The sequence below is a fragment of the Bacteroides parvus genome (assembly GCF_017309675.2).
GTDB classification, from domain to species: Bacteria; Bacteroidota; Bacteroidia; order Bacteroidales; family Bacteroidaceae; genus Bacteroides; species Bacteroides uniformis.
Map to the genome: position 1 here is coordinate 1,120,693 of NZ_CP084680.1, position 22,095 is coordinate 1,142,787.

12 protein-coding genes are annotated in these 22,095 nt (G+C 49.5%); 6 read left to right on the forward strand and 6 right to left on the reverse strand.

Going from position 1 to position 22,095, the window contains the following annotated elements; translation table 11 throughout:
* Positions 1–9: 9 nt before the first annotated feature.
* The 6 genes from JXR92_RS04445 to JXR92_RS04470 all read left to right on the forward strand — a co-directional run bounded on the left by JXR92_RS04445 (position 10) and on the right by JXR92_RS04470 (position 12,078).
* Positions 10–3,186, forward strand: coding sequence for a SusC/RagA family TonB-linked outer membrane protein (locus JXR92_RS04445; protein WP_117964347.1), 3,177 nt, complete (start codon positions 10–12; stop codon positions 3,184–3,186).
* A gap of 15 nt (positions 3,187–3,201) precedes the next feature.
* Positions 3,202–4,812 carry a RagB/SusD family nutrient uptake outer membrane protein gene (locus tag JXR92_RS04450; protein WP_117964346.1) on the forward strand — a complete coding sequence of 537 codons (1,611 nt, stop codon included), beginning with the start codon at positions 3,202–3,204 and terminating at the stop codon, positions 4,810–4,812.
* 33 nt (positions 4,813–4,845) lie between these two features.
* On the forward strand, positions 4,846–5,994 hold the full coding sequence (locus JXR92_RS04455) for a SusE domain-containing protein (RefSeq protein ID WP_119962008.1): 1,149 nt from the start codon (positions 4,846–4,848) through the stop codon (positions 5,992–5,994).
* 14 nt (positions 5,995–6,008) lie between these two features.
* On the forward strand, positions 6,009–7,142 hold the full coding sequence (locus JXR92_RS04460; RefSeq protein ID WP_005824849.1) for a glycoside hydrolase family 76 protein: 1,134 nt from the start codon (positions 6,009–6,011) through the stop codon (positions 7,140–7,142).
* A gap of 142 nt (positions 7,143–7,284) precedes the next feature.
* Entirely contained in the window at positions 7,285–9,435 is a 2,151-nt protein-coding gene (locus tag JXR92_RS04465; protein ID WP_005833933.1) for a GH92 family glycosyl hydrolase, read from the forward strand.
* 15 nt (positions 9,436–9,450) lie between these two features.
* The gene (locus JXR92_RS04470; protein WP_138345254.1) at positions 9,451–12,078 is read left to right on the forward strand and encodes a glycoside hydrolase family 78 protein; all 2,628 of its coding nucleotides are present in this window, start codon (positions 9,451–9,453) and stop codon (positions 12,076–12,078) included.
* A gap of 111 nt (positions 12,079–12,189) precedes the next feature.
* Here JXR92_RS04470 and JXR92_RS04475 read toward each other — a convergent pair whose 3' ends face one another.
* The 6 genes from JXR92_RS04475 to JXR92_RS04500 all read right to left on the reverse strand — a co-directional run bounded on the left by JXR92_RS04475 (position 12,190) and on the right by JXR92_RS04500 (position 22,093).
* Positions 12,190–14,367, reverse strand: coding sequence for a glycoside hydrolase family 3 C-terminal domain-containing protein (locus tag JXR92_RS04475; RefSeq protein ID WP_119962005.1), 2,178 nt, complete (start codon positions 14,365–14,367; stop codon positions 12,190–12,192).
* A gap of 169 nt (positions 14,368–14,536) precedes the next feature.
* Positions 14,537–16,873: a glycoside hydrolase family 31 protein gene (locus tag JXR92_RS04480; RefSeq protein ID WP_119962004.1), complete on the reverse strand. Its 2,337-nt coding sequence runs from the start codon at positions 16,871–16,873 to the stop codon at positions 14,537–14,539.
* A gap of 112 nt (positions 16,874–16,985) precedes the next feature.
* Positions 16,986–19,097 (reverse strand): porin family protein, encoded by a 2,112-nt coding sequence (locus JXR92_RS04485; RefSeq protein ID WP_138345253.1) that lies wholly within the window; start codon positions 19,095–19,097, stop codon positions 16,986–16,988.
* 142 nt (positions 19,098–19,239) lie between these two features.
* Positions 19,240–20,193, reverse strand: coding sequence for a LytR/AlgR family response regulator transcription factor (locus JXR92_RS04490; protein WP_138345251.1), 954 nt, complete (start codon positions 20,191–20,193; stop codon positions 19,240–19,242).
* Complete coding sequence (lgt, locus tag JXR92_RS04495) at positions 20,190–21,086, reverse strand: prolipoprotein diacylglyceryl transferase (RefSeq protein ID WP_117964341.1); 897 nt, start codon at positions 21,084–21,086, stop codon at positions 20,190–20,192. The genes JXR92_RS04490 and lgt overlap by 4 nt, the downstream gene beginning before the upstream one ends.
* A gap of 86 nt (positions 21,087–21,172) precedes the next feature.
* Positions 21,173–22,093, reverse strand: a complete 921-nt coding sequence (locus JXR92_RS04500; RefSeq protein WP_138345249.1) for a ketopantoate reductase family protein — start codon at positions 22,091–22,093, stop codon at positions 21,173–21,175.
* Between the last annotated feature and the right edge of the window lie 2 nt (positions 22,094–22,095).

Sequence of the window (22,095 nt, forward strand, 5' to 3'; positions counted from 1 at the left end):
TTAAAGAATATGAAAAAGAATCGAGTGTACACAGTAAATTCATTGCTGGCTCGGATAGGTGGGAACTATAAGTTCTGGCTTATTGCCTTGCCTGCTGTGACTATGCTGGCGCAGGCTCCTGCGGTTTATGCACATGCGGAGACTATTACTGTGGTGCAGCAAAACAATGCCACGGTGAGAGGTTCCGTTAAGGATGCCACAGGTGAAAGCCTGATTGGAGTGAGTGTTACTGTTAAGGGTAAAGAAGGTGTGGGTACCATTACAGATGTGGACGGAAACTATTCCATTGTTTGTAGTGCCCAAGATGTTCTCGTCTTTTCCTATGTGGGATATGCCACTCAGGAAATTGCTGTGAAAAATCAAAAACAATTGAATGTTGTCTTAAAGGAGGATACCAAGGTGCTGGATGAAGTTATTGTCATCGGTTATGGTACTACTACCCGCAAGAGTGCCGTAGGTGCTGTAGACCAGGTAAAGGCTTCCATGATCGAAGACCGTCCCGTGGCTAACATGACAGATGCTTTGCAAGGGGCTGCGCCCAACGTGGTTATCCAGCAGCGCAGTAGCAATCCTAATGATCGTAAGACTAACTTTAATATTCGTGGTATCAGCACTGTGAATGACAATAGTCCGCTTTTTGTCATAGACGGATTGGTAGCTGATGGCGGTAGTTTCGATAAATTGAATCCCAATGATATTGAGAACATTTCCATCTTGAAAGATGCCGGTACAGCTGCTATTTATGGTTCACGTTCTTCCAATGGTGTAGTTTTGGTTACTACTAAGAAAGGTAAGAAGAACCAGCGTGCGACAGTTCGGTTAAGTGGTATGATGGGATGGCAGAATCCGGATATCTTGTTTTCTCCGGTGAAAGGCTATCAGAACGCTACTTTGCGCAATTTAGCTGCCACCAATGCTGGAGAGGCTCCTTTGTATACACCCGATCAAATCCGTGACCTGGCTGCCCATCAAAATGAAGAAAGCTGGTTTTTTGATCAGATAGTCCGCACAGCCTTACAGCAGAATTACAATCTAAGCGTATCTGGAGGTAGTGATAAAACTACTTACATGGTGTCCATGGGTTATTATGACCAGGAAAGTAATTATGTGGGCAACAGTGATTTTGGCGTGCAGCGTTATAATTTTCGTACCAATGTTAGCACGGAAGTGGGACGTTTGAAACTGAATGCTATTTTGGCTTATACACGTAATAATAGTGTAAGTACCACCGGTGGGAGTTTGGAAGTGGATGCCGCCCGTGTACCTACTTATTATTATTACAAAATGAAATCGGAAGATGGAAGATATTTGTTAAATGATGTATTGACTGAATTTAACCCATTGGGAGCATTGGAAGCTGGTGGCCGTAACAAGTATCGTAACAATTATCTGAACGCTAATGTCAATGCTGAATTCCGGCTTATTGACGGATTGAAGTTGCGTGGAGTGTTGGGTGCGGATGTGATAAACGACATGCGTTCTACCCGCAATTTGGGCGTATCCTATTACTTGAATGAAGAGGCTACCGAACCACGTCCAGTGAAAGATACTGACTATCGGACCAGTAACTGGAATCATACGGCTTACCTTATTAATAGCCAACTTTTGTTGGATTACAACAAGACATTCGGTAAACACAATGTCAGCGGGCTTTTTGGAGTAACCAATGAATCGTTTACTTCGTCTAGCAATGAGATTGAGAAGAAGGGGGTAGATCCCGACTTGGGTATTGGTACAGACATTACCAATAGTACTGTGGGAAACATCACAGGAAAAACATTTGTAGATGAATCCAACCGTACCAGTCTGACTTCTCTGTTGGGACGTGTGGGGTATTCTTACGCTGACAGATATTATACAGAATTCAGCTTCCGTTATGACGCTTCTTCCAAGTTTCATAAAGACTACCGATGGGGTTTCTTCCCTTCTGTTTCATTAGGCTGGCGTTTGAGCGAGGAGAACTTTATGCAGGCTTACAAGGAACGTGTGGGTGACTTGAAACTGCGTACTTCTTTTGGTATTTTGGGTAACCAGTCTATTGGTACTTATGACCGTTTTACTGTTTACGAACTGTACAACAACTCTTACGCATACAACAACCAGACAGTATCGGGCGCAGGTTTTAAGTTAGGTAAGGATAATTTGACTTGGGAAAAGACCAAAACCTTCAACGTGGGTGTAGACGCTTCGTTCTTCAATAACGCTTTGAATGTGACGTTCGACTATTTCTACAAGCGTACGAGCGACATTTTAATGAAGCCCCTTGTGCCTTCGGTATTTGGTACGGATATGGCGATGGACAACATTGGTGAGATGCAGAATCAAGGTTGGGACCTCTCTATCAACTATCGTTTGAAAACGGGAGCCGCAAATCATAACTTCAACTTCAATCTTGGTGACTCTTGGAATGAAGTGCTGAAGTACCCTGGTCACGAAAGAATCTCACAAATAGAGGAGTTGAGCCGTATCACCCGTGAAGGATGTCCGTTGGAGTCTTACTACGGTTACAAGATGGACGGCTTTTTCCAAAGCTACGAGGAGATTGAGGCATCGGCTATTCCTGTAGGTGGAAAGGTACAGCCGGGTGACGTGAAGTTTGTAGACCGTAACGAAGATGGTGTCATCGACTCGAAGGATAAGTTTATCTTGGGTAATGCCTTCCCTCGTCTTACTTTCGGTTTCAACTACAATGTAGAATGGAAAGGATTCGATTTCGGTATGTTCTGGCAGGGTGTGGGCAAGCGTGACATGATGCTTCGTGGTGAATTGATTGAACCGTTCCACGCCAATTACTCTTATAATATCTATAAGCATCAACTGGATTTCTGGACTCCTACCAACACCGATGCACGTTGGCCGAGACTTACTGCCCCGGGTTCTACTTCCAACAGAAACAACTACGGAAGCGGACAAGGTTCCGACCTATTCTTGATGGATGGAAAATACCTGCGTCTGAAGAACTTGCAGATTGGTTACACATTCCCCAAAACATGGAGCCGCAAGGTGGGCATGGAAAAGGCACGTATCTATGTCAACGGACAAAACTTGCTGACTTTCAGTAATAACTCGTTTATTGACCCTGAATCTTCTGAGTTCGACTCTAAGATGGGTAATAGTGGCGCCAATTCTGGTAGAAACTATCCGACGCTCCGTTACTATGGTTTCGGTATAGACATTGAATTCTAAAAACAACAGATAACTATGAAACTAAAAAAATATATAGCTTTTGCCGGAATGGCTGTTCTGATGCTTTGCAGTTGCAACGAGATGGAGAACGCACCGACAAACAAATTTACGGATAACTCTTATTGGACTTCCACCACCAAAGCCCAGTATGTGGTGAATATGGCTTACAGCCAGATGTACAATGCAGGCCGTATGTGGAGCGATGAAAGTTTGAGTGACAATGCTTACGACGGTCGCAGTGTGGACGACCAACGTGCCATTCGCAAAGGTATGGCCACTCCCTCGCTCGACATCTTCAAGAATGAATGGAAAGACCTTTACGGAGGTATAAAGACCTGCCACGTGTTCCTTGAAAAGGTGGATCTGGTACCCAACATGGACGCATCTGTTAAAGCACGTATGATTGCCGAGATACGCTATATCCGTGCAAGCCTCTACTTCCGTCTGACTAACCTTTATGGTGCAGTACCTTTCTTTACGGAGGACATCACGCTGGAAGAATCGCGGAGTGTAAGTCGTACAGACCGCGAAACCATTATCAGCTTCATTCACCAAGAATTGGAAGACATCAAGGATGCGCTTCCCACTCGCGACCAATTGCCCGAAGAAGACAAGGGCAAAATTACTAAAGGTGCCGTTTGTGCTTTGCAGGCTCGTGTCTACTTGATGGATAGCGACTGGAACAATGTGATGCTTTATTGCGACAATCTGATGAACAAACAAGGCGAATATGGTACTTATGCTTTATTTCCTGATTATGCCGGGCTTTTTGATGAAGCCAATGAGTATAATGAAGAGATTATCATGGATCGTTCTTATGTACCCAATTTGATTACTTGGGGTGAGATGGTAGACATGATTCCTTTGTCAAGAGGCGGACGTGCCGTGAACCGTGTGCCGCAGCAATCGTTGGTAGACACTTATCTGATGCTTAGTGGAAAGACTATCAGTGAAGCCGGGACAGATTATAACCCTGCTTATCCTTACGATAACCGTGACCCACGTCTCACCGCTACTATCATTTATGATGGCTATGATTGGAGTGGCAATGTGGACGATGGCAGTAAAGACGTAGTCATCAACATTCGTCCGGGTTCGGGAACCGATGCCTACGATGGTGGTGGAAACGGCACTTCTACCGGTTATTTCACTCGTAAGTATTATAATCCGCAGGCTTCCGGTGATCAGAATTCCGGTATGAACATCATCACTATGCGTTATGCTGACATCTTGCTGATGTATGCTGAGGCTGTTCACGAAACAAGCGGTATGACTGAAGCGGTATGGAACAAGACCATCCGTCCCATCCGCGAACGTGCCGGATTCACTGCCGATGCAGCCTTGAACTTTCCTGCCGGAAAGAGCAAGGAAGAGATGAGGCAGATTATTCGCGACGAACGTCGTGTAGAAATGGCGATGGAAGGTTTGCGCTGGTATGATATTAAGCGTTGGAAGGCTGGCAACGAATACTTGTCGGGCAAGGTGCGCGGTGCAAGCTTCGTGGACGAGAATAAGCTTGACACTCGCAAGTTCGAAGAGGCAAGAGATTACCTTTGGGCAGTTCCTATCAGTGAAATCAATTTGAATCCCAATCTGGCACCTAACAATCCGGGATATGGAAATTAACGTGTATCTAAACTCATTAAAAACAATAGAACAATGAAAACAATATTCTCAACAATAGCTCTTTTTTCGGTAGTCCTCTTTGCTACGTCTTGTACGGAAGACATGGAATACAAGGATTCCAAAGTTTCCTCAGTAAATCAGTTGTATGAACCCACTGACGGCAAGGAAGTAGTCTTGCAATCGTCGGCCAGCGCCAGCCTGTTCTTTGAATGGGAGTCGGCCAAGGCTGAAGATAGCGGTGCCCCTCTTTATGAAGTGGTATTCGATAAAGAAGGTGGAGATTTTTCTAAGCCTATTTACAAAGTGCTTTCTGACAATGGCGGTTCTTTGAGCTATGCTACCATCAGCCACAAGACATTGAACAAGGTTGGTGCGGCTGCCGGATTGAACAGTGGTGAGACGGGTACACTTGTTTGGACAGTAATGGCTTCCAGAGGTTTGAATTCTGTAATGGCAAAGGAAAGCAAGAAGCTCACCATCACTCGCTTGGTGGGATTTGAAGAGATTCCAGCACAGCTTTACTTGACCGGAAGTGCTACTGAAGGTGGTATGGATGCTTCTAAGGCCGTGGCGTGTGCTTCACCCGAAAAGGATAAGTTCGAAGTCTTTACGAAGTTGGAAGGCGGAAAGACTTACAAACTGGTAGATAGAGCAGCCGAAGGTGCCAAGGTGTTTTATATCAATGGCAATAAGATTATGGAAGGCGAAGGCGAGACAACCGTAGAAAAGACGGGAGTTTATCGCATTGAGATGGATTTCTCCATTGCATCTGTAACCGTCAGGGAAGTAAGTAAGATGGAATTCTACTTCTGCCCGAGTGGTGCCGCAACTTTTGAATTGCCTTATGTTGGAAACGGTGTGTTCTGCGGTCAGGATAAAATTGAGTTCAAGCAAGAAGGATGGGGGCGCGACCAACGCTATAAGTTCTTGATGACTTATGCTGATGGTAGTATACAGTATTGGGGAACCAAGAATACTACAGACTCTAATCCTGGTGCGGCTACTCCCGAAGATCCTTATTTCTACATTATGGAGACTCCTGATAACCAATGGGATCAGAAGTGGAAACTGAACAATGAATTCGATGGTGCGGCCGATGGCCACAATCCGGGTGCCATCACCAAGATTAGTGTGATATTCAATGTGGAGAACTATACTCATAAAGTGGAATTGGCCAACTAATTTAAGGAGAGATTATGAAAAAAATATTATTTTGTCTGCCCCTGCTTCTTTTGGCACTTCAATCGTGCGAGATAGAAGATGAGTATATGTATGATAAGGGGCTTTACACCATAGATTGGGATGCGGCTGCCGACAGCAGTTCTGTGACCCTGATAGATCGTTTCTGGAATACGGAAGAGAATTATTTCAACTACGGGAATGACGGTTCAATCAAGGATTTCCATTATTGGCCGCAGGCTCATGCTATGGATGTGATGATAGATGCTTACAATCGTACCGGAGATAGCAAGTACAGCGACTTGTTTGACAAATGGTATGTCGGTATCAAGGCAAAGAACGGTGGCAGTTATTGGAACAACTTTTATGATGATATGGAGTGGATTGCTCTCACCATGATTCGCTTGTACGAAGTTACTGATGAAAACAAGTATCTGGAAACTTCTCAAGAGATGTGGAATGAAATCAAGACCGGTTGGAACGATTACGCAGGTGGTGGCATTGCTTGGACTCACGACCAGCTATGGAGCAAAAATGCTTGTTCCAACGGCCCTGCTGCTTTGATTGCTGCTCGTCTTTACCGTATTAACGGGAATCAGGAGGATTTGGATTGGGCTGTCAATATTTATAAATGGGAGCGTGAAAATTTATTTAACCCTGCTACCGGCGCCATCTATGATAATGTGAACGGTGAGACGGGTGAGTTGAGTACACTTTCTCTTTCTTATAACCAAGGTACATTCTTGGGTGCTGCTTACGAACTGTATAAGATCACAGGAGAAGAGTCCTATTTGAAAGATGCTCGTAAGGCTGCCAATTTCGCTATCAGTAATAGCAGCATGATAGATACTGGAAATAATTTACTTCGTGATGAAGGCGATGGTGACGGAGGTTTGTTTAAGGGTATTTTCATGCGTTATTATGTGCAGTTGATTATGGAACCGAATTTGGACCCCATATATAAGAAGAAATTCATCACTTTCTTTAACAATAATGCTGAAATCTTGTGGCGAAAGGGAATCAATAAACTTGATTTGCTGTATAATACTAACTGGGCAATGAACAATAGCGGCAACAACCATCTGACTACGCAGACAAGTGGTTGTACTTTGATTGAAGCCAAAGCTCTCTTTGAAAAGAGCCTGAAATAAGTTAGCAATTAAAAGTGTGTCGAAACTCAATCTGGTTATTGGGTTTCGGCACATTTTTTTTTAGAGCCAGTTTTAATTGGCAGTTATTTTGGAAATAATGTTTTTAGAGACAACAGTTTTTTATATAAAATAAACACAAAAGATGAAACAGAATCAATATTTATTTCTACTGTTCGCCCTGATTGTTCTGACGGGCTGTGGCGGTACGCAGAAGAAATTAACCGAATATGTCAATCCTTTCTTGGGTACGGCTACTTTGTGGGAGCCTGAGGACTTAGGGTATACGCGCAAAATAAAGTCACGTACATGGGGTGCGGAAACTTATCCGGGTGCTACCTTGCCCAACGCAATGGTGCAGCTCAGCCCCGTTACACAGTTTCGTAGCGGTGCGGGCTATCAATATGAGGACACTGTGATTTATGGTTTTTCACATACTGCTAAAGGGCATTGGAACTTGTTGCATGTCCCCATGTTGCCAGTGGTGGGAACTATCGCTCCGGGTAATTATTGCTCCGGGTTTAGTCACGAGAAGGAATCTGCGCATCCGGGGTATTACCAAGTTTATCTGGAACGCTATAAAGTGAACGCCGAGTTGACCAGTACCTTGCGTTGTGCCTACCATAAATATACTTTCGGCAAGGGCGACGATAAGTCATTATTGGTAGACATCCGCCGTTCTAATAATGATGTCCGTGATTGGAAGATTGAGAAGGTTGACGATAATACGTTCACGGGTTATCAAGATGGCGATGGTAAAATCTACTTTTACGCTAAGACCAACTATAAAATAGGCCAAGTGGAAATGGTAAAAGACGACAAACATGAGGTGGCTGTGCTGCGTTTTATCGACAGCAAAGGTGTTGAACCTTTGGAAGTGAAGGCTGGTTTCTCGTTTGTGAGTATAGAGAATGCTCAAATGAATTTGAAGGCCGAAATGTTGAACAAAAGTTTTGCACAAGTGGCAGAAGAAGCTGATGCGGCTTGGGAAGCACTCCTCTCCAAGATTCAAGTTGCAGGTGGCACGGAACGTGAAAAGAGATTGTTTTATTCTACTTTCTTCCATGCTTTTAAATGGCCGGCTTTGCGTAGCGATGTGAATCATGAATATACTGATGTCCGTGGCGAAGTAGTGAATAACGGCTTCCACTATTACACTGACCCTTCTTTTTGGGACGATTATCGCAACAAACTGGTACTCATAGGTATGATTTCTCCCGATGTGACTACTGACATCATTAGGTCTATTATTGACAAAGGTGAGAAGCGTGACGGCTACATGCCCACCTTCTTCCATGGTGATCACGCTTCCACTTTTATTTCTGGTTCTTGGTTGCGTGGTTTGCATGATTTCGATCTGGAGCGTGCTTATAAGTTGATTCTGAAAAATGCTACGGTGCCCGGTAAAGGAGGACGTCGCTATTTGGATGAGTATATGGAGCGAGGTTGGATTGCTGAAAAAGACACAGTGAATGTACCCACATGGGACGAATACAAAGGGGCTGTGACCAAGACCCAGGAATATGCTTACGATGACTATGCCGTAGCCTTGGTAGCCAAGGAGCTGGGAGATGAAGCCAACTACAAACTGATGATGGAACGCTCCAACAACTACAAGACGCTATTCGACCCCTCTACCGGCTTTTGGAGAGGTAAGATTGACGATGGTAGCTGGATTCAGGATTTCGATCCGTATTATCCCTATTACCAGTACATGTACCGTGAGGCCAATGCATGGAACGCCCTCTTCTTCGCCCCCCACGACCCCGAAGGCATGATTAAGCTCTATCCCAGTAAAGAGGCGGTGGAGGCTAAACTGGATTCCTTATTCAGCGAACCGTGGAGAGGTTACGAGGCCCACAACCTGACCGGATTCATCGGAAACTATTGCCACGGAAACCAGCCGGGACACAGCATTCCTTACACCTATTATTTCATAGACAAACAAGAGAAAGCCCAATGCATTCTTGACAGTCTGATGAACCACTACTATGACATGGGTGCCGACAAGCTGGCTTATGCAGGGATGGATGATGCCGGCGAGATGTCTTCGTGGTATGTGCTCAATGCTATTGGACTTTACACTTATTCGCCTGCCGATCCTGAATATATTGTTACTGTTCCCTTGTTCGATAAAGTGACGTTCAATCTGAATGGTCGTCCCTTTACGATTGTGAAGAAAGGAAGCGGCAAGAAGATTATTGACATTACTTATGACGGTAAAAAGATTGACGGTTACTTTATCACCCATGACCAACTGAGGGAGGGCAAGGAACTGGTGATTACTACGGAATAGATAAACAATGGAGTTATGAAAAGAAATATACTGCTTCTATTCACATTCTTTGCTTGCATTACTGTACAAGGGCAGACTCCGGTTCGTTTGGTTGATCTGAGGAGCGAACATCTTGACAGACCTATAGGTTTGGATAATCCCGTTCCACGCCTTTCTTGGCGGATGGAAGATGGTAGGCAGGGAGCTGTGCAGACTTCCTGGCGGATTGTGGTAGACGAAGACTCGTTGAATGTGGTCAATGGCTGTGGCAGGATGTGGGATAGTGGAAAGAACGATTCCCGTAATCAGCTTGTGGCCTATGCGGGCAAAAAACTGCAGCCTTTCACTAGATATTATTGGAAAGTAATCTGCAGCGACATGGAATATAAGGAGACAGCTTCTCCTGTCTCTTACTTTGAAACGGGCATGATGGGGATGCAACATTGGCAAGGTGCTTGGATTGGCGATGGCAAGGATATTCATTATGGGCCTGCCCCTTACTTCCGAAAAGAGTTCAAGACCGGCAAAAAGGTAAAGTCAGCGCGTGCTTATATTGCCGCTGCTGGACTATATGAGCTTTACATCAATGGCGAGAAGGTAGGAGACCACTGCCTTGCCCCTCTCTATACCCGCTTTGATCGCCGCAACTTGTATGTGGCTTATGATGTGACTTCACAATTACAGAATGGTGACAACGCTATTGGCGTACTTTTGGGTAACGGCTGGTATAACCATCAATCCAAAGCAGTGTGGGACTTCGACCGTGCCCCTTGGCGCAACCGTCCCGCTTTCTGTCTGGACTTGCGCATTACTTACACCGATGGAAGCGTGGAGACTATTCCCACCGATCTCAGTTGGCGGACAGCGTCGGGTGCAATCACTTTTAATAGTATCTATACTGGCGAGCACTACGATGCACGTCTGGAGCAGAAAGGATGGAGCACTCCGGAATTCGATGATTCCAAGTGGCGCGGAGTAGCCTATCGGAGTGTACCTTCTTCCAATGTCACTGCCCAGCAAGTACATCCCATCCGTAATGTAAAGATTTTCCCCGCCGTCTCTTTCCGCAAAGTGGACGAGAAAACATACATCTATGATTTCGGGCAAAATATGTCCGGTGTGACTTGTATTCATGTTTCGGGTGAACGGGGAACGGAGGTCAGAATCAAACATGGCGAACGCTTACATCCAAATGGCCGCCTCGATCTCTCGAACATTGATGTCTACTTTCGAGGCGATAAGGAGAAAGACCCTTTTCAGACGGACATTCTCATTCTGAGTGGAGAAGAGGATGAGTTCATGCCCCGATTTAATTACAAGGGATTTCGTTATGTGGAGGTAGTGGCAGATAAGCCTATTGAGCTTGACCAAAACAGCTTGATTGCTTACTTCATGCACAGTGATGTGCCGGCAGTAGGTAGCTTGGAATCTTCGAGTCCACTGATAGGCAAGCTGCTCCATGCTGCCAATCACTCTTACCTTTCCAATCTGATGGGCTACCCCACCGATTGCCCTCAGCGCGAGAAGAACGGTTGGACTGGTGACGGTCATTTTGCCATTGAGGCAGCATTTTATAACTTTGATGGAATTACCGTTTACGAAAAATGGTTGGCCGACCATCGTGACGAACAGCAGCCCAACGGAGTGCTGCCCGATATTATTCCAACTGGTGGATGGGGATATGGTACAGACAACGGGCTGGACTGGACTAGTACTATTGCCATCATCCCTTGGAATATCTACCTCTTCTACGGTGATAGCAAGCCCTTGAGCGATTGTTACGAGAGCATCAAACGTTATGTGGATTATGTGGAGCGTATCTCTAACAATCATCTCACTACGTGGGGGCGCGGAGACTGGGTGCCGGTGAAGTCAAAATCCAATAAAGAGCTGACTTCCTCGGTCTACTTTTATGTAGATACCAAGATTTTGGCCGCTGCTGCCAAACTCTTCGGCAAACAGGCCGATTACGAATATTATAATGCCTTGTCGGAGGAGATAAAGCAAGCTGTCAATGATAAGTTCCTGAATCGAGAAACAGGCATCTATGCCGAAGGTTCACAAACCGAATTGAGTGTTCCCTTGCAATGGAAGATTGTGCCCGAAAAGTTGATAGGAAAAGTGGCAGCTAACTTGGCACATAAGGTAGAGGAGGACGGTTTTCACTTGGATGTGGGTGTATTAGGAGCTAAAGCTATTCTGAATGCACTCAGCGAAAATGGTTATGCTGAAACAGCTTATAAGGTGGCTGTACAGGACACTTATCCTTCATGGGGTTGGTGGATGGTGAACGGTGCCACTACGCTGCTCGAGAACTGGGATTTGCAGGCTACTCGTGACATCTCGGACAATCATATGATGTTCGGTGAAATAGGTGCTTGGTTCTACAAGGGGCTGGGAGGTATTTTCCCTGATCCCGCGCAACCTGGTTTTCAAAACATTCTGCTCCGTCCCCATTTCATAAAGGGATTGAAACGGTTTGAAGCTCGTCATCGGTCGCCTTACGGTGAAATTGTTTCTCGCTGGGAATGGAAAGGGAAATGTGTGCATTATGAAGTTACAGTGCCCGCTAACAGTACAGCTACACTCACTTTACCTGACAAGGCCGAGAATGTACGGGTGGTGGAACTGGCGGCAGGAAGATATGAGTTTATTGTAAAGTGACCTTGTACTTCATTTATGCTTGCAAATATGTAATTAGCGGGTTTGCCACGTTGTTGTGGCATAACTCGCTAATTTTTATAGTCGGTATGTTAAGGGATGGCTTTTTCATTCTTATAGCCTGATCTTTCCCTCCAACCGTATATCTTCCGACGAAGCCCCTATCAGCAGCTTCACCGTTCCGGGTTCTACAACGAACATCTGCTTTCCTTCGTTCCAATAGCCGAGCTCCTCTTTGGGAACGGTAAGCGTCACTTCCCGGGTTTCGCCGGCCTTGATGGGGATACGCTTGAAGGCGCGCAACTGCTTGGAAGGACGTTCCACTTTGGAGTCCGGATAGCTGGCATAGAGCTGTACGACTTCTTCTCCGTCGCGTCCGCTGGTATTCTTCACTGATACCGTCACGCGGATGTTCTTCTTGTCTTGCTTGACGGATTCAATCTTCTCGTACGTAAAGTCGGAATAGCTCAGACCATAGCCGAAAGGATAGAGCACAGGGCCTTGGTGGTACATATACGTACGTCCGTTGCGGATGTCGTAGTCCATCATGTCGGGCAGGTCGATGATGTCTTTCACCCACGTCTGTACGGTACGTCCGGCTGGATTTACCTTGCCGAAGAGTACGTCGGCCAGTCCGTTGCCCTGCTCCTGGCTGCAGTGGGTGATGTGAACGATGGCAGGCACGTGCTCCTGGCTCCAGTTGATGGTGTAGGGGAAACTGCTGACGAGCACCAGTATGGTATTGGGATTGGCTTTGAGCACCAGCTTCACCAAGTCTTCATCGGGCAGCATCAGCGATTTGCGGTCCACGGCTTCGCGGCCGTCACTGGGGACGGGAGAGAACTTCCAGTCCGCACGTGTGCCGTAAGGATGGTTTCCTACACATACAATGGCGATGTCGGCGGCTGCGGCAGCCTTTTCCGCCTGGCCCATGCGGTTGTCTTCGGCGTGGATGATTTCGGTTCCTTCTTTCACAGCATTGCGTATGCCACTCAGAATCGTTGTTTCGTAAGGCGGGGTACCACTATACCAGTCTTGTACGATTTTGTCCGAATACGGGCCTATAACGGCTATTTTACGCAGCTTTCCGGCATCGAGTGGCAGGAGATTCTTGTTTTTCAATAATACCACGGACTTGGCGGTGACTTCCCGTGCCAGCCTGCGGGCTTCTGCTGTCATGAAAGGCGGTGCCTGCGTACTGTCCTTTCCGATGGAGAGATAAGGGTTACGGGAGTGGTCCCCGTCCAGCAAGCCAAGCTTGAGGGCGACGAAGATGTTCCCGCGGATGGCTTTGTCAATGTCGGCTTCGGTCAGCAATCCCTTTTCCAGCGCTTCCTTGACGTAAGGAACGTATACGTCGAGAAACTGTCCTGTGGTGGCTTTTACTACGGCAGCGGCACCCTCCGCAAAGCTTGGAAAACTCTTGTGCGCTTCAATCAGCAGTTTCAGGGCACCGCCGTCCGTACAGATGATACCGTTGTTGCCCCATTGCTTGCGGGTAATCTCTTTGAGGCAGGGATGGATGGACATGGGGATGCCGTTCCAACTGTTGTAGGCGGCCATGAAGGCGCGGCTGCCTCCCTCGGTGATGCCTTTATAGAAAGGATAAGCGTAGTATTCATGGAACAGCCGCGTGTCGAAGTCGGAGGAAGTGCTGTCCCGTCCGTCCTCGTTACTATTAGCAAGGAAGTGTTTCATCAGAGAGGCAGTTTTCCAGTAGCGGGGATGATTGCCTTGCAGGCCGCGTACGCTGGCAATGGTGAGTTGGGCGGTGAGGAAAGCATCTTCTCCGAAACTCTCCTCGGTACGTCCCCAGCGCGGGTCGCGGGCAAGGTCGGCATTCGGAGCGCGCATCACGAGGGCATGACGCTTGTTACCGGTGGTCTGCATGTAGTAGCGGGCTTCTTCAGCGGCTTGTTCCGCTACTTTCTGCACCAAATCGGTGTCCCATGTGGAGCCCAGACCGTAGGATTGGGGGAATATGGTGGTGGGGCAGTCTGTGGGGACTACTTTCCCATCTTCCGTTCTTTGGCGTCCGCCCCACATGGCAGGCCCGCCGAGGGTCAGCCCGTGCAGTCCTTCGTAGTGTCCGCAACGGGGAATGTTGAGGCGGGGGACACCGAGGTCGGTGGAAAGAAGGTTTATCTTTTCATCCAATGTCAGGATGGAAAGAAGATGGTCTACGCGCTGTTCGTCGGTGAGCGTGGTATCTTGGAAGGCTTGTGTTTGTTGTGCGCTTGTCTGCAGGCAAAGCAGCAGAGAGAAAATGAGGAGTAGTGACTTGTTTCTCATGGTTCATTAGGGTTTAATGGATTCAATGTAGTGAGTTGTCATAGCAAACATTCTTGGTTGTTATCTCAATCTATACCTTTTGTCTGCACGAGATGTGCATCTCATGATGTACGAGATGTATATCTCATGCAACTTGAGATGCGCATCTCGTACATGAAAGGATAGGGGATTATGGGATGGACATTCGTTGCAACCGTCCGTCCTGCGGCAGACAGAGCAACCCTTCGGCTTTCTTTTCGTCTGCCAGATACTTCTTCCACGTAATCTTGTCCCACTTCATTTGGTCTGTGCATTGTGCCACGGGGATATGGGGGATGGCCGAACCGTCCTTTACAAGAATGATGATGGGCAGGGTGCCGCACTCGATATGGTTCCATCCCGGAGCATACACCTTTCCGGTCTGGTAGTCTATCCATTTCTGCCGTCCGGGGAGGTAGACATCCCGTCCGCTGCCCTCTTCGAGCATGGGTGCCACGAGGAGATTGGAACCGAACATGTACTCGTCCTCTACCAGCCATGCACCCGGGTCGTCGGGATACTCCAGCAGCAGGGCGCGGAGCATCGGCCAGCCGTTTTCGGTGCACTCTTTGGATTGTGCATATACGTAGGGCATCAGTTTGTACTTCAGTTCGGCACAACGGCGGAAATAGTCTGTGAACTCTTTCCCGTAGTACCACGGCTCGGTGGGAGGTGCTCCGTGCACGCGGCTGTGGCTGGTGAGGAAGCCGAAGGGCAGCCAGCGGCGGTAGAGGCTTTCGGGGCTTTGGGTCACGAAGCCGCCTATGTCATTGCTCCAGAAGCAGAATCCGCTCAGTCCGATGGAGAGGCCGCTGCGGATGGTTCCCTCGAAACCGGTTTCGGTAGTGGCGGCGTCACCGCCCCAGTGCAGCGGGTAGCGTTGTGAGCCTGCCCATGCGGAACGTGCCCAGATAATGTTTTCGCCGTGTATCTTCTTGATTACCTCGGCCACGGTCTTGTTGTAGCGCAGGGGATAGAGGTTGTGTTCGTATAGTCCGCTACGGCCGTTGGCATAGATGGCATCCAGTGGGGCACCTTCGCCGAAGTCTACTTTGATGGCGCCTACACCCATTTCAATCAGGTTGCCGAGCTTCTTTTGATACCACTGCACGGTTTCGGGGTTGGTGAAGTCCAGCACCACGTCCTCGTAGGGGAGCTGTCCCTTGCCGTTGCGCACGTACAGACCGCGTTCTACCAACTCAGGGAAGAACTTGTTTTTCGGAGTGAAGTAGGGAAGTTGCCAGAGGCAGGTGCGGAAACCTTGTGACCTCAGGTCGGTGAGCATCTGCCGGGGATTGTCGAAGCGGTCGGCGGCAAAGGCGTAGTCGCATTGCCAGTCCACGCTGAACCAGCCGGTATCGAAGTGGATGACATCGCTCGGTATCTTGTTCTCACGCAGTTTCCGGGCTACGTCGCGGCCCTCTGCTTCGCTGAAGTAGGTGATGCGGCTCATCCAGGTGCCGAAGCTCCACAAGGGGGGCATTTCGGGCCGTCCTACCAGTGCGGTGTATTCGCTCAGCATCTCCTTCGGCGAACCTAGGAAGATGAAGATGTCCATCGCTTCGTCTGCCATGAAGAGTTTGGTGGCTCCGATGTAGGAACAGCCGAAGTCGCAGGTCACGGGGGCGGAAGTGTGCATGAACATGCCGTAGCCACGGTTGCTGAAGAAGAAGGGGATGGGCTTGTACATGTCCGGGGTTTCGGGGCCCTGCGGGTCGGTGACAAAGAGGTTGACCTTCTGCCCGGCCTTGTTCAGTGCGGTGGCGGACTCGCCGCAACCGTAGATTTTCTCGTTCGGCGCGAGGCTGAATACGGGATTGATGCTGCGTGAGTTGTCCGAGCCGCGCTTGATGAAGCTGAATGGAGGTACCTTGACCTGCGTAGAGTCGTTGTCGCTCCAGCAACGGGTCTGTGTCAGCAGGCGTCCGTCGGCGTCTTTCAGTACCAGACGCCAGGGATAGTTCTGGATGAGCAGGCTGCCGTATCGGGAGGTGTACAGCGTACCTTTGTCCGTCTTCTCGGCTTTCCAGAAGGAGCGTCCGTCGGCGGGCTTTCCTATGAGCATGGGGTCGTCAGCATCTTCTTTCGGCACGATGGGCGAGGTGAGCATACGGATGCGGAGGGTACGTTCGCTGACCGGCTCGACGGTGAACGTCAGTTGCGGGTTATTGTCGTAGGCGGTCTCCGGGAAGTCCAGCGACTGGAGGGGCTGGTGCAGGTAAGTGTTTGCATTGAATGCCTGGCGGGGCATCAGTTGCTGGCGTTTCCACTGGACAGTTCCTTTACCGGTGGAGGTGTCGAACGATACCAGACTGTCGGCGAAGAAATAGGTGTTGCTGAGGTCCAGAAAATCCTGGCTCATGTCTTTCGACTGGGAAAGCAGGTATTGCACGCCGGCATTTGTTTTCAGTTGGGCATGCGCGGGCGGGGTGGCAGTTGCTGCCAGCAGCATAAAAGCTGCCCCTTTCATCAGTTGTCTCTCTTTCATGATAAATATATGATTTACGGTTACTGTTTCGATGCCGTAAAAGTAGAGAAATCCACACAGATGAAAGGGGCAGGTATGTTGCTTATGTGGGGCTGAAATGTTTATTTTGCTTCTATTTGTTTCCTTTAAGGATGCCGGTGTCCGTATCTTCGTTCTGTATGCGCTTGGCGGCAGTCTTGCGTTTTCGTCCGAAGTCCATGCCGTAGGTCACTTTCACCAGCAGCATACGCGAGGTTTCGTTGACGTATTGGTAGCTGGTATTCCCGGCCCGGCGGTTCCAGTTTTCGCTGCCTATGCGGTAGTTGTCCATGAAGGGATTGTTCATGGCAAGGGTAAGGCTGAAACGCTTCTTGAAGTAGGTCAGAGCGATGTCGTGCAGGTCTTCGCCCAAGGCCAGCGTTTCGCCGTAGAGGGTGGGACGGTGGGTGCGCAGGTTGAAGGTGAGAGCCATGCACTTGTAGGCAGCTTGGGCGTTGACCACGGCGTAGAGGTTGCAGTGCGTGTGGTGGTAGTCGGCGGCGCGGCTGTCAAAGTAGTCCATGCCGAGGGCGGCACGCAGCGAAATCAGTCCGTGCATCAGCTGGTAGCGGAATTCGTATTCGGCGTTCCATTTCTGCCAGCTGTCCTGGTTGGCCATCTCGCGTACAAAGAGGTTCTGCTCCTGCCGGGTCTGCTCCATGATGGGGTTGTTGCGGTAGTGGAAGCTGAGGTTGAGGGCGGTGCTCCAGTCGGTGCGGTGGTAGTCTAGGGTCAGCCGGTTGCGGTATTCGGTGGAAGGGGTGAGCAGGGCATTGCCGCGGCGCAGCTGGTAGTAGTCCAGTTGCTGCTCCACGCAGCTCAGCTCGGCCAGGGTGGGGGCGATGCTCTCCACGCTGCCCCGATATCGGATGGTGAAGCGGTCCGAGGGGGTGAATCCGGCACGGAGGATGGGGCGCAGCAGCAGGCGATGGTAAGACTGCTCTTCTTGGCTTGCCCGGAGGTAGCTGCCGCCCATACCTACGGACAGGTTCCATTTTTCCATCTTGCGGTTCCATTCGGTGTAGAGGTAGAGTTCTGAGTTGTGCAGGCGGTTCTCCGTGTTCTCGGTGCCGAAGTAGCGGTTGTTGGCGTAGCCGTAGGTCTGCTTCAGGCCGATGCTCCACGTGTCGGTGGGGGAGGCGGACTTCTCGTAGAGGGCTTCAGCGATGAGGGCGTACTTCTTGCCGTCCACGTTGTTGCTGAGGCGACTCAGGGGAGAAGAGGCATTGCCTTGGCTTATCAGATAGTCCAGGCGGCTGTCGGTGTCGGTGTAGCTGCCGGTGAAGTCGAGGATGAGCGTCTGTCGGCGGGGCAGGTTGTGTTGATAGTAGAGGTCGAGGGCGGTTGTGGCGGAGTGGTCGCGGCTGTGGTTGAGCAATTCCAAGGGGGAAGTGGAGAGTTCGGGGTTGTAGAGGCGGCTGTCCAGTTCGGACTTGGGCGTGTTGAGGTACTTGCCGCGCAAAGCCACGTTCAGCATCCGGTTGTCCGCTTTTAGGTAATTGTAGTTCAGGGTGAGCCAGTGGTGGTTATAGCGCAGGCGGCCGGGGATTCCTTCTTCTTGCTGCAGCACGTGGCGGTTGTCGTCGAAGAGGTATTCTTCGCGGTTCTCGTTGTAGAACTCTTTGAAAGCGGCATGTTGCATGTCGTAGTTTACGCTCCACTCCGATGCCTTGTGGTTGTATTTCCCGGAAACGCGGTTCACGCCATATACTGTGTTCACGGCCTCCATCAGGTCTGCCATGAATCCGCCTCCCTGCATGCTCTGTTTCAGCTTGTAGTTGATGACGACGGCTGCATCCTTGAAGCGTGCGCCGGGATTGTCGTTGTGCTCCACACGCGCCACTTCATCGGGCTTCAGGGCAAGGATGTCCTTCAGTTCCACAGGACGGCCGTTGATGCAGAAGACGGGAGTGCCGCCGCCCGATACTTCTACAGTGTTGAATAGACTGTTCACTTGCAGGCCGTTGAGCTGCATCTTCTCCAACAGTCCCAGTGCGTTGGTGGAAAGCTGCTTCTGCTGTGCGGTAGGGAAATAGATGTTCCGGTCGCCGCGCCGGAGGCAGGGAGAGGCTTGCACTACGACTTCTTGGGTTTCTACGTCTATCAGCAGACTGTCCTGATGATAGGTTTCTGTCATTTTCTGTGCGTGTGCGGCAGCGATGGTTGCTGCCAGTGCGAGGAGGATAAGTACGATTCTTCTGTTCATATAACTTTGCTTTTTAGTTTTTCGTTTTGAAATCCGTTGGCAAAGCTATGGATGAATCCCGGTAGGGGCAAGAATGTGGGACAGACGACGGCTGAAGGTGATGTGTGACGGCTGTTTGGGACGAATGGAGGGATGAATGGACTTAAATACGGATGCTCCGGTAGATGGCTGCGGCGTATTGGCGCGATACGGGGACTTGCTCTTTGGTGGCTTTCAGGGTCAGCCGATAACCTTGTCCGTTACCCGATACATGCTCTACGTGGGCTATATTCACAATGTAGGCTCGGTGGCAGCGCATGATGCCTTGCACTCCTTGCAGTTGTTCTTCCATCTGCTTCAGGGTGCAGCGCAAGGCTTTGTGTACTTCTTTTCCCTCATATAGATAGTGCACGAGGGCATAGTTCCCGTCCGACTCCACGAAGAGTAGTTCTGCAGGCGATTTCAGTTCCACTGTCTCCCGGCTGTTGCCTTCCAAATGCAGAGGGCTGTCGGCTGTTTTAATGTGTTCGGGGGAAGCGGCGCTTTCCGCGGAACCGGAAGCAGTGGGGTTACCGGAAATTCTGCAGGCTTCGGAGGAGGCTTCTTCCGGCATCTGCAGGTTCTGTTTCTTCTTTTCCTTGGCCAGTGCCTCGTTCAGCTCCATTACCTCCTGCAGGCGCTTGGCAAGCTGGCGGCTGTGTTCCATATAGTAGCTGAACAAAGTGAGGAAGAAAGAGATGATGAGTGTATATCCGCTGTTTATCCAGAACGCTTTCAGCGTGAAACGTCCGTCGGGATAAAACCAGCCTTGCCGGATGTCTCCGGCGTAGGCCCATGCAGAATAGCAACAGATGAAAGCTCCCATAATGGGGCAGATAAGCAGTCCGACGGCAATGTTGCGTTTGAAGTCCCATTCTTCCCGTCGCGGCATTCGCAGCGCGTAGGTTGTCAGCAAGCTCGCCAGCAGATAGGCGATGGCAGACAATACGGCATAGCCCACGATGATGGGGTACTTGTAGTGCTCCACCCGGTCTATGCCGAAGGGCTGTAGCAGCACCATGATAATGATGCATGCCACTCCGGTGTAGAGCGCATAGAAGAAGGGGCCGTGTTTCATTTCTTCTTCCCGTAGAAACACATGAAATACACCCCGATAATCACAAACGGGATACTGAGCCACTGGCCCATGTTCAGCGTCATGTTGTCCTCAAAGTTCACCTGGTTTTCTTTCAGGAACTCGATGAAGAAACGGAAGGTGAAAATCTCCGTCAGGCAGAGTCCGAAGAAGAAACCGCGGTGATAGGGCAGGGAGGCTTCGGCCTGCACGGTGGTTGATTTCCGCTTGGTGGTGCTGAAATCTGTTTCAAGTTTGCTCTCTTGTTTCTTCTGCCCGCGTTTGTATAGCCAGACCATTCCCAAGAAGAAAATGAAGTAGGCAATGGCTTCGTAGAGCTGTGCCGGATGGCGGGGCAACATGTCTTCCCGCTCGAAGATGAATGCCCAGGGCACGTCGGTCGGTTTGCCGATGATTTCGGAGTTCATTAGGTTGGCAAGGCGGATGCAGCAGGCGGTGATGGGAGTGGCAACGGCTATCATGTCGAGCACGTCCATGTAGTGCATCTTCGTCTTGCGGCAGTACATCCAGAGGGCGATAATCAGGCCCAGCGTGCCGCCGTGGCTGGCAAGGCCGGTGTAGCCCGTCATTTTCCATCCTGCGGCGGTCTGCTTGATGGGGAGAATCATTTCAACGAAGTGGTCTTGGTAGTAGGCCCAGTCGTAAAATATGCAGTGGCCCAGTCGTGCGCCTATCAGTATGCCGAAGAAGCAATAGAAGAAAAGAGGTTCGAATTTCTTTTCGTCTATTTTGCGGTCGCGGTACTGGTGTTGCACGATAAGGTAGGCAAAAGCGAGGCCGATAATCCATAACAAACCGTAGTAGCGGATGGATATGCCGAAGAAGTTGAATAGTTCGGGGTCGGGGTTCCAGTTGATGGTGAGTAGTGATAGCATATTTATGAAGAATTAAATTACTGAATTACGGGGTTGTTCGGGACAAAGGTATGAAATTATCTCGTTTGGCAGTTCATTGTGGCAGTTTATTTGAATTTCTCCGCCACCATCCTATACGTCGGCACCTCAATCCCTTGTTCCTCTGCAGCCGTAATCATGTCGAACAACAAGCCTTGTACTTCGCTCTGATGCCCTTTGGCCATATCTTTCTGCATGGAGGCGGTACTTTCGGGGGCGAGTTTGTCTATTACTTTGAGGTTATACTGCACGATGTCTTCCTTGAATTCTATACCCAACTTCCTGCCCAAAGCTGTACTCTCTTGTGACAGTCCGATAAAGGTGTCGCGCACTTTGCCCGGTTTCTGGACTTCGCCCATAGGTACGTCGTAATAGGCTCCGGTGACGGCCATAGCAGAAATGAAGGACCACTTGACGAATGTGTCCCGGTTGATGTCGTCGGAGATTTCGGCTTTGATGCCGCTTTCCTGCAAATCGCGTTGCACGGCTTCCAATGTTTCACGGGAAACAATCGTGCCGCGGTGTGCTCCGTAGACGAGCCGGAAAATCTTTCCCATCTGCGTGATTTCTCCCCGTCCGGATACGAATCCTACGATGTAGATGCAGCCGTCGAGCACCGTGACGCCGGGGACCAACCGTTGGATACGGGGACCGGTTCCGTAAACATTTAGGATGGGGATTACCACTGTACGCTCGTGTGAGGCACGTTTGATGAGTTCCGTAATGGAGTCTACGGAATAACCTTTGACGCAGACAAAGATAACATCCGCTTTGCCTTGGAATTCTTCTGCGGTAAATGCCGCCACTTTCAGAGAATGTTCACCTTTCAAATCGGAGTGCAGTTGCAATCCGTTCCCGCGTATGGCGGCAAGGTGTTCGCCACGTGCAATGCAAGTGACGTCTTTGCCGGATAATGAAAGAAAGGCGGCGATGCTTCCGCCTACGCCGCCGGTACCTGCTATGAGGTATTTCAGATTACTGTTTGCCATTT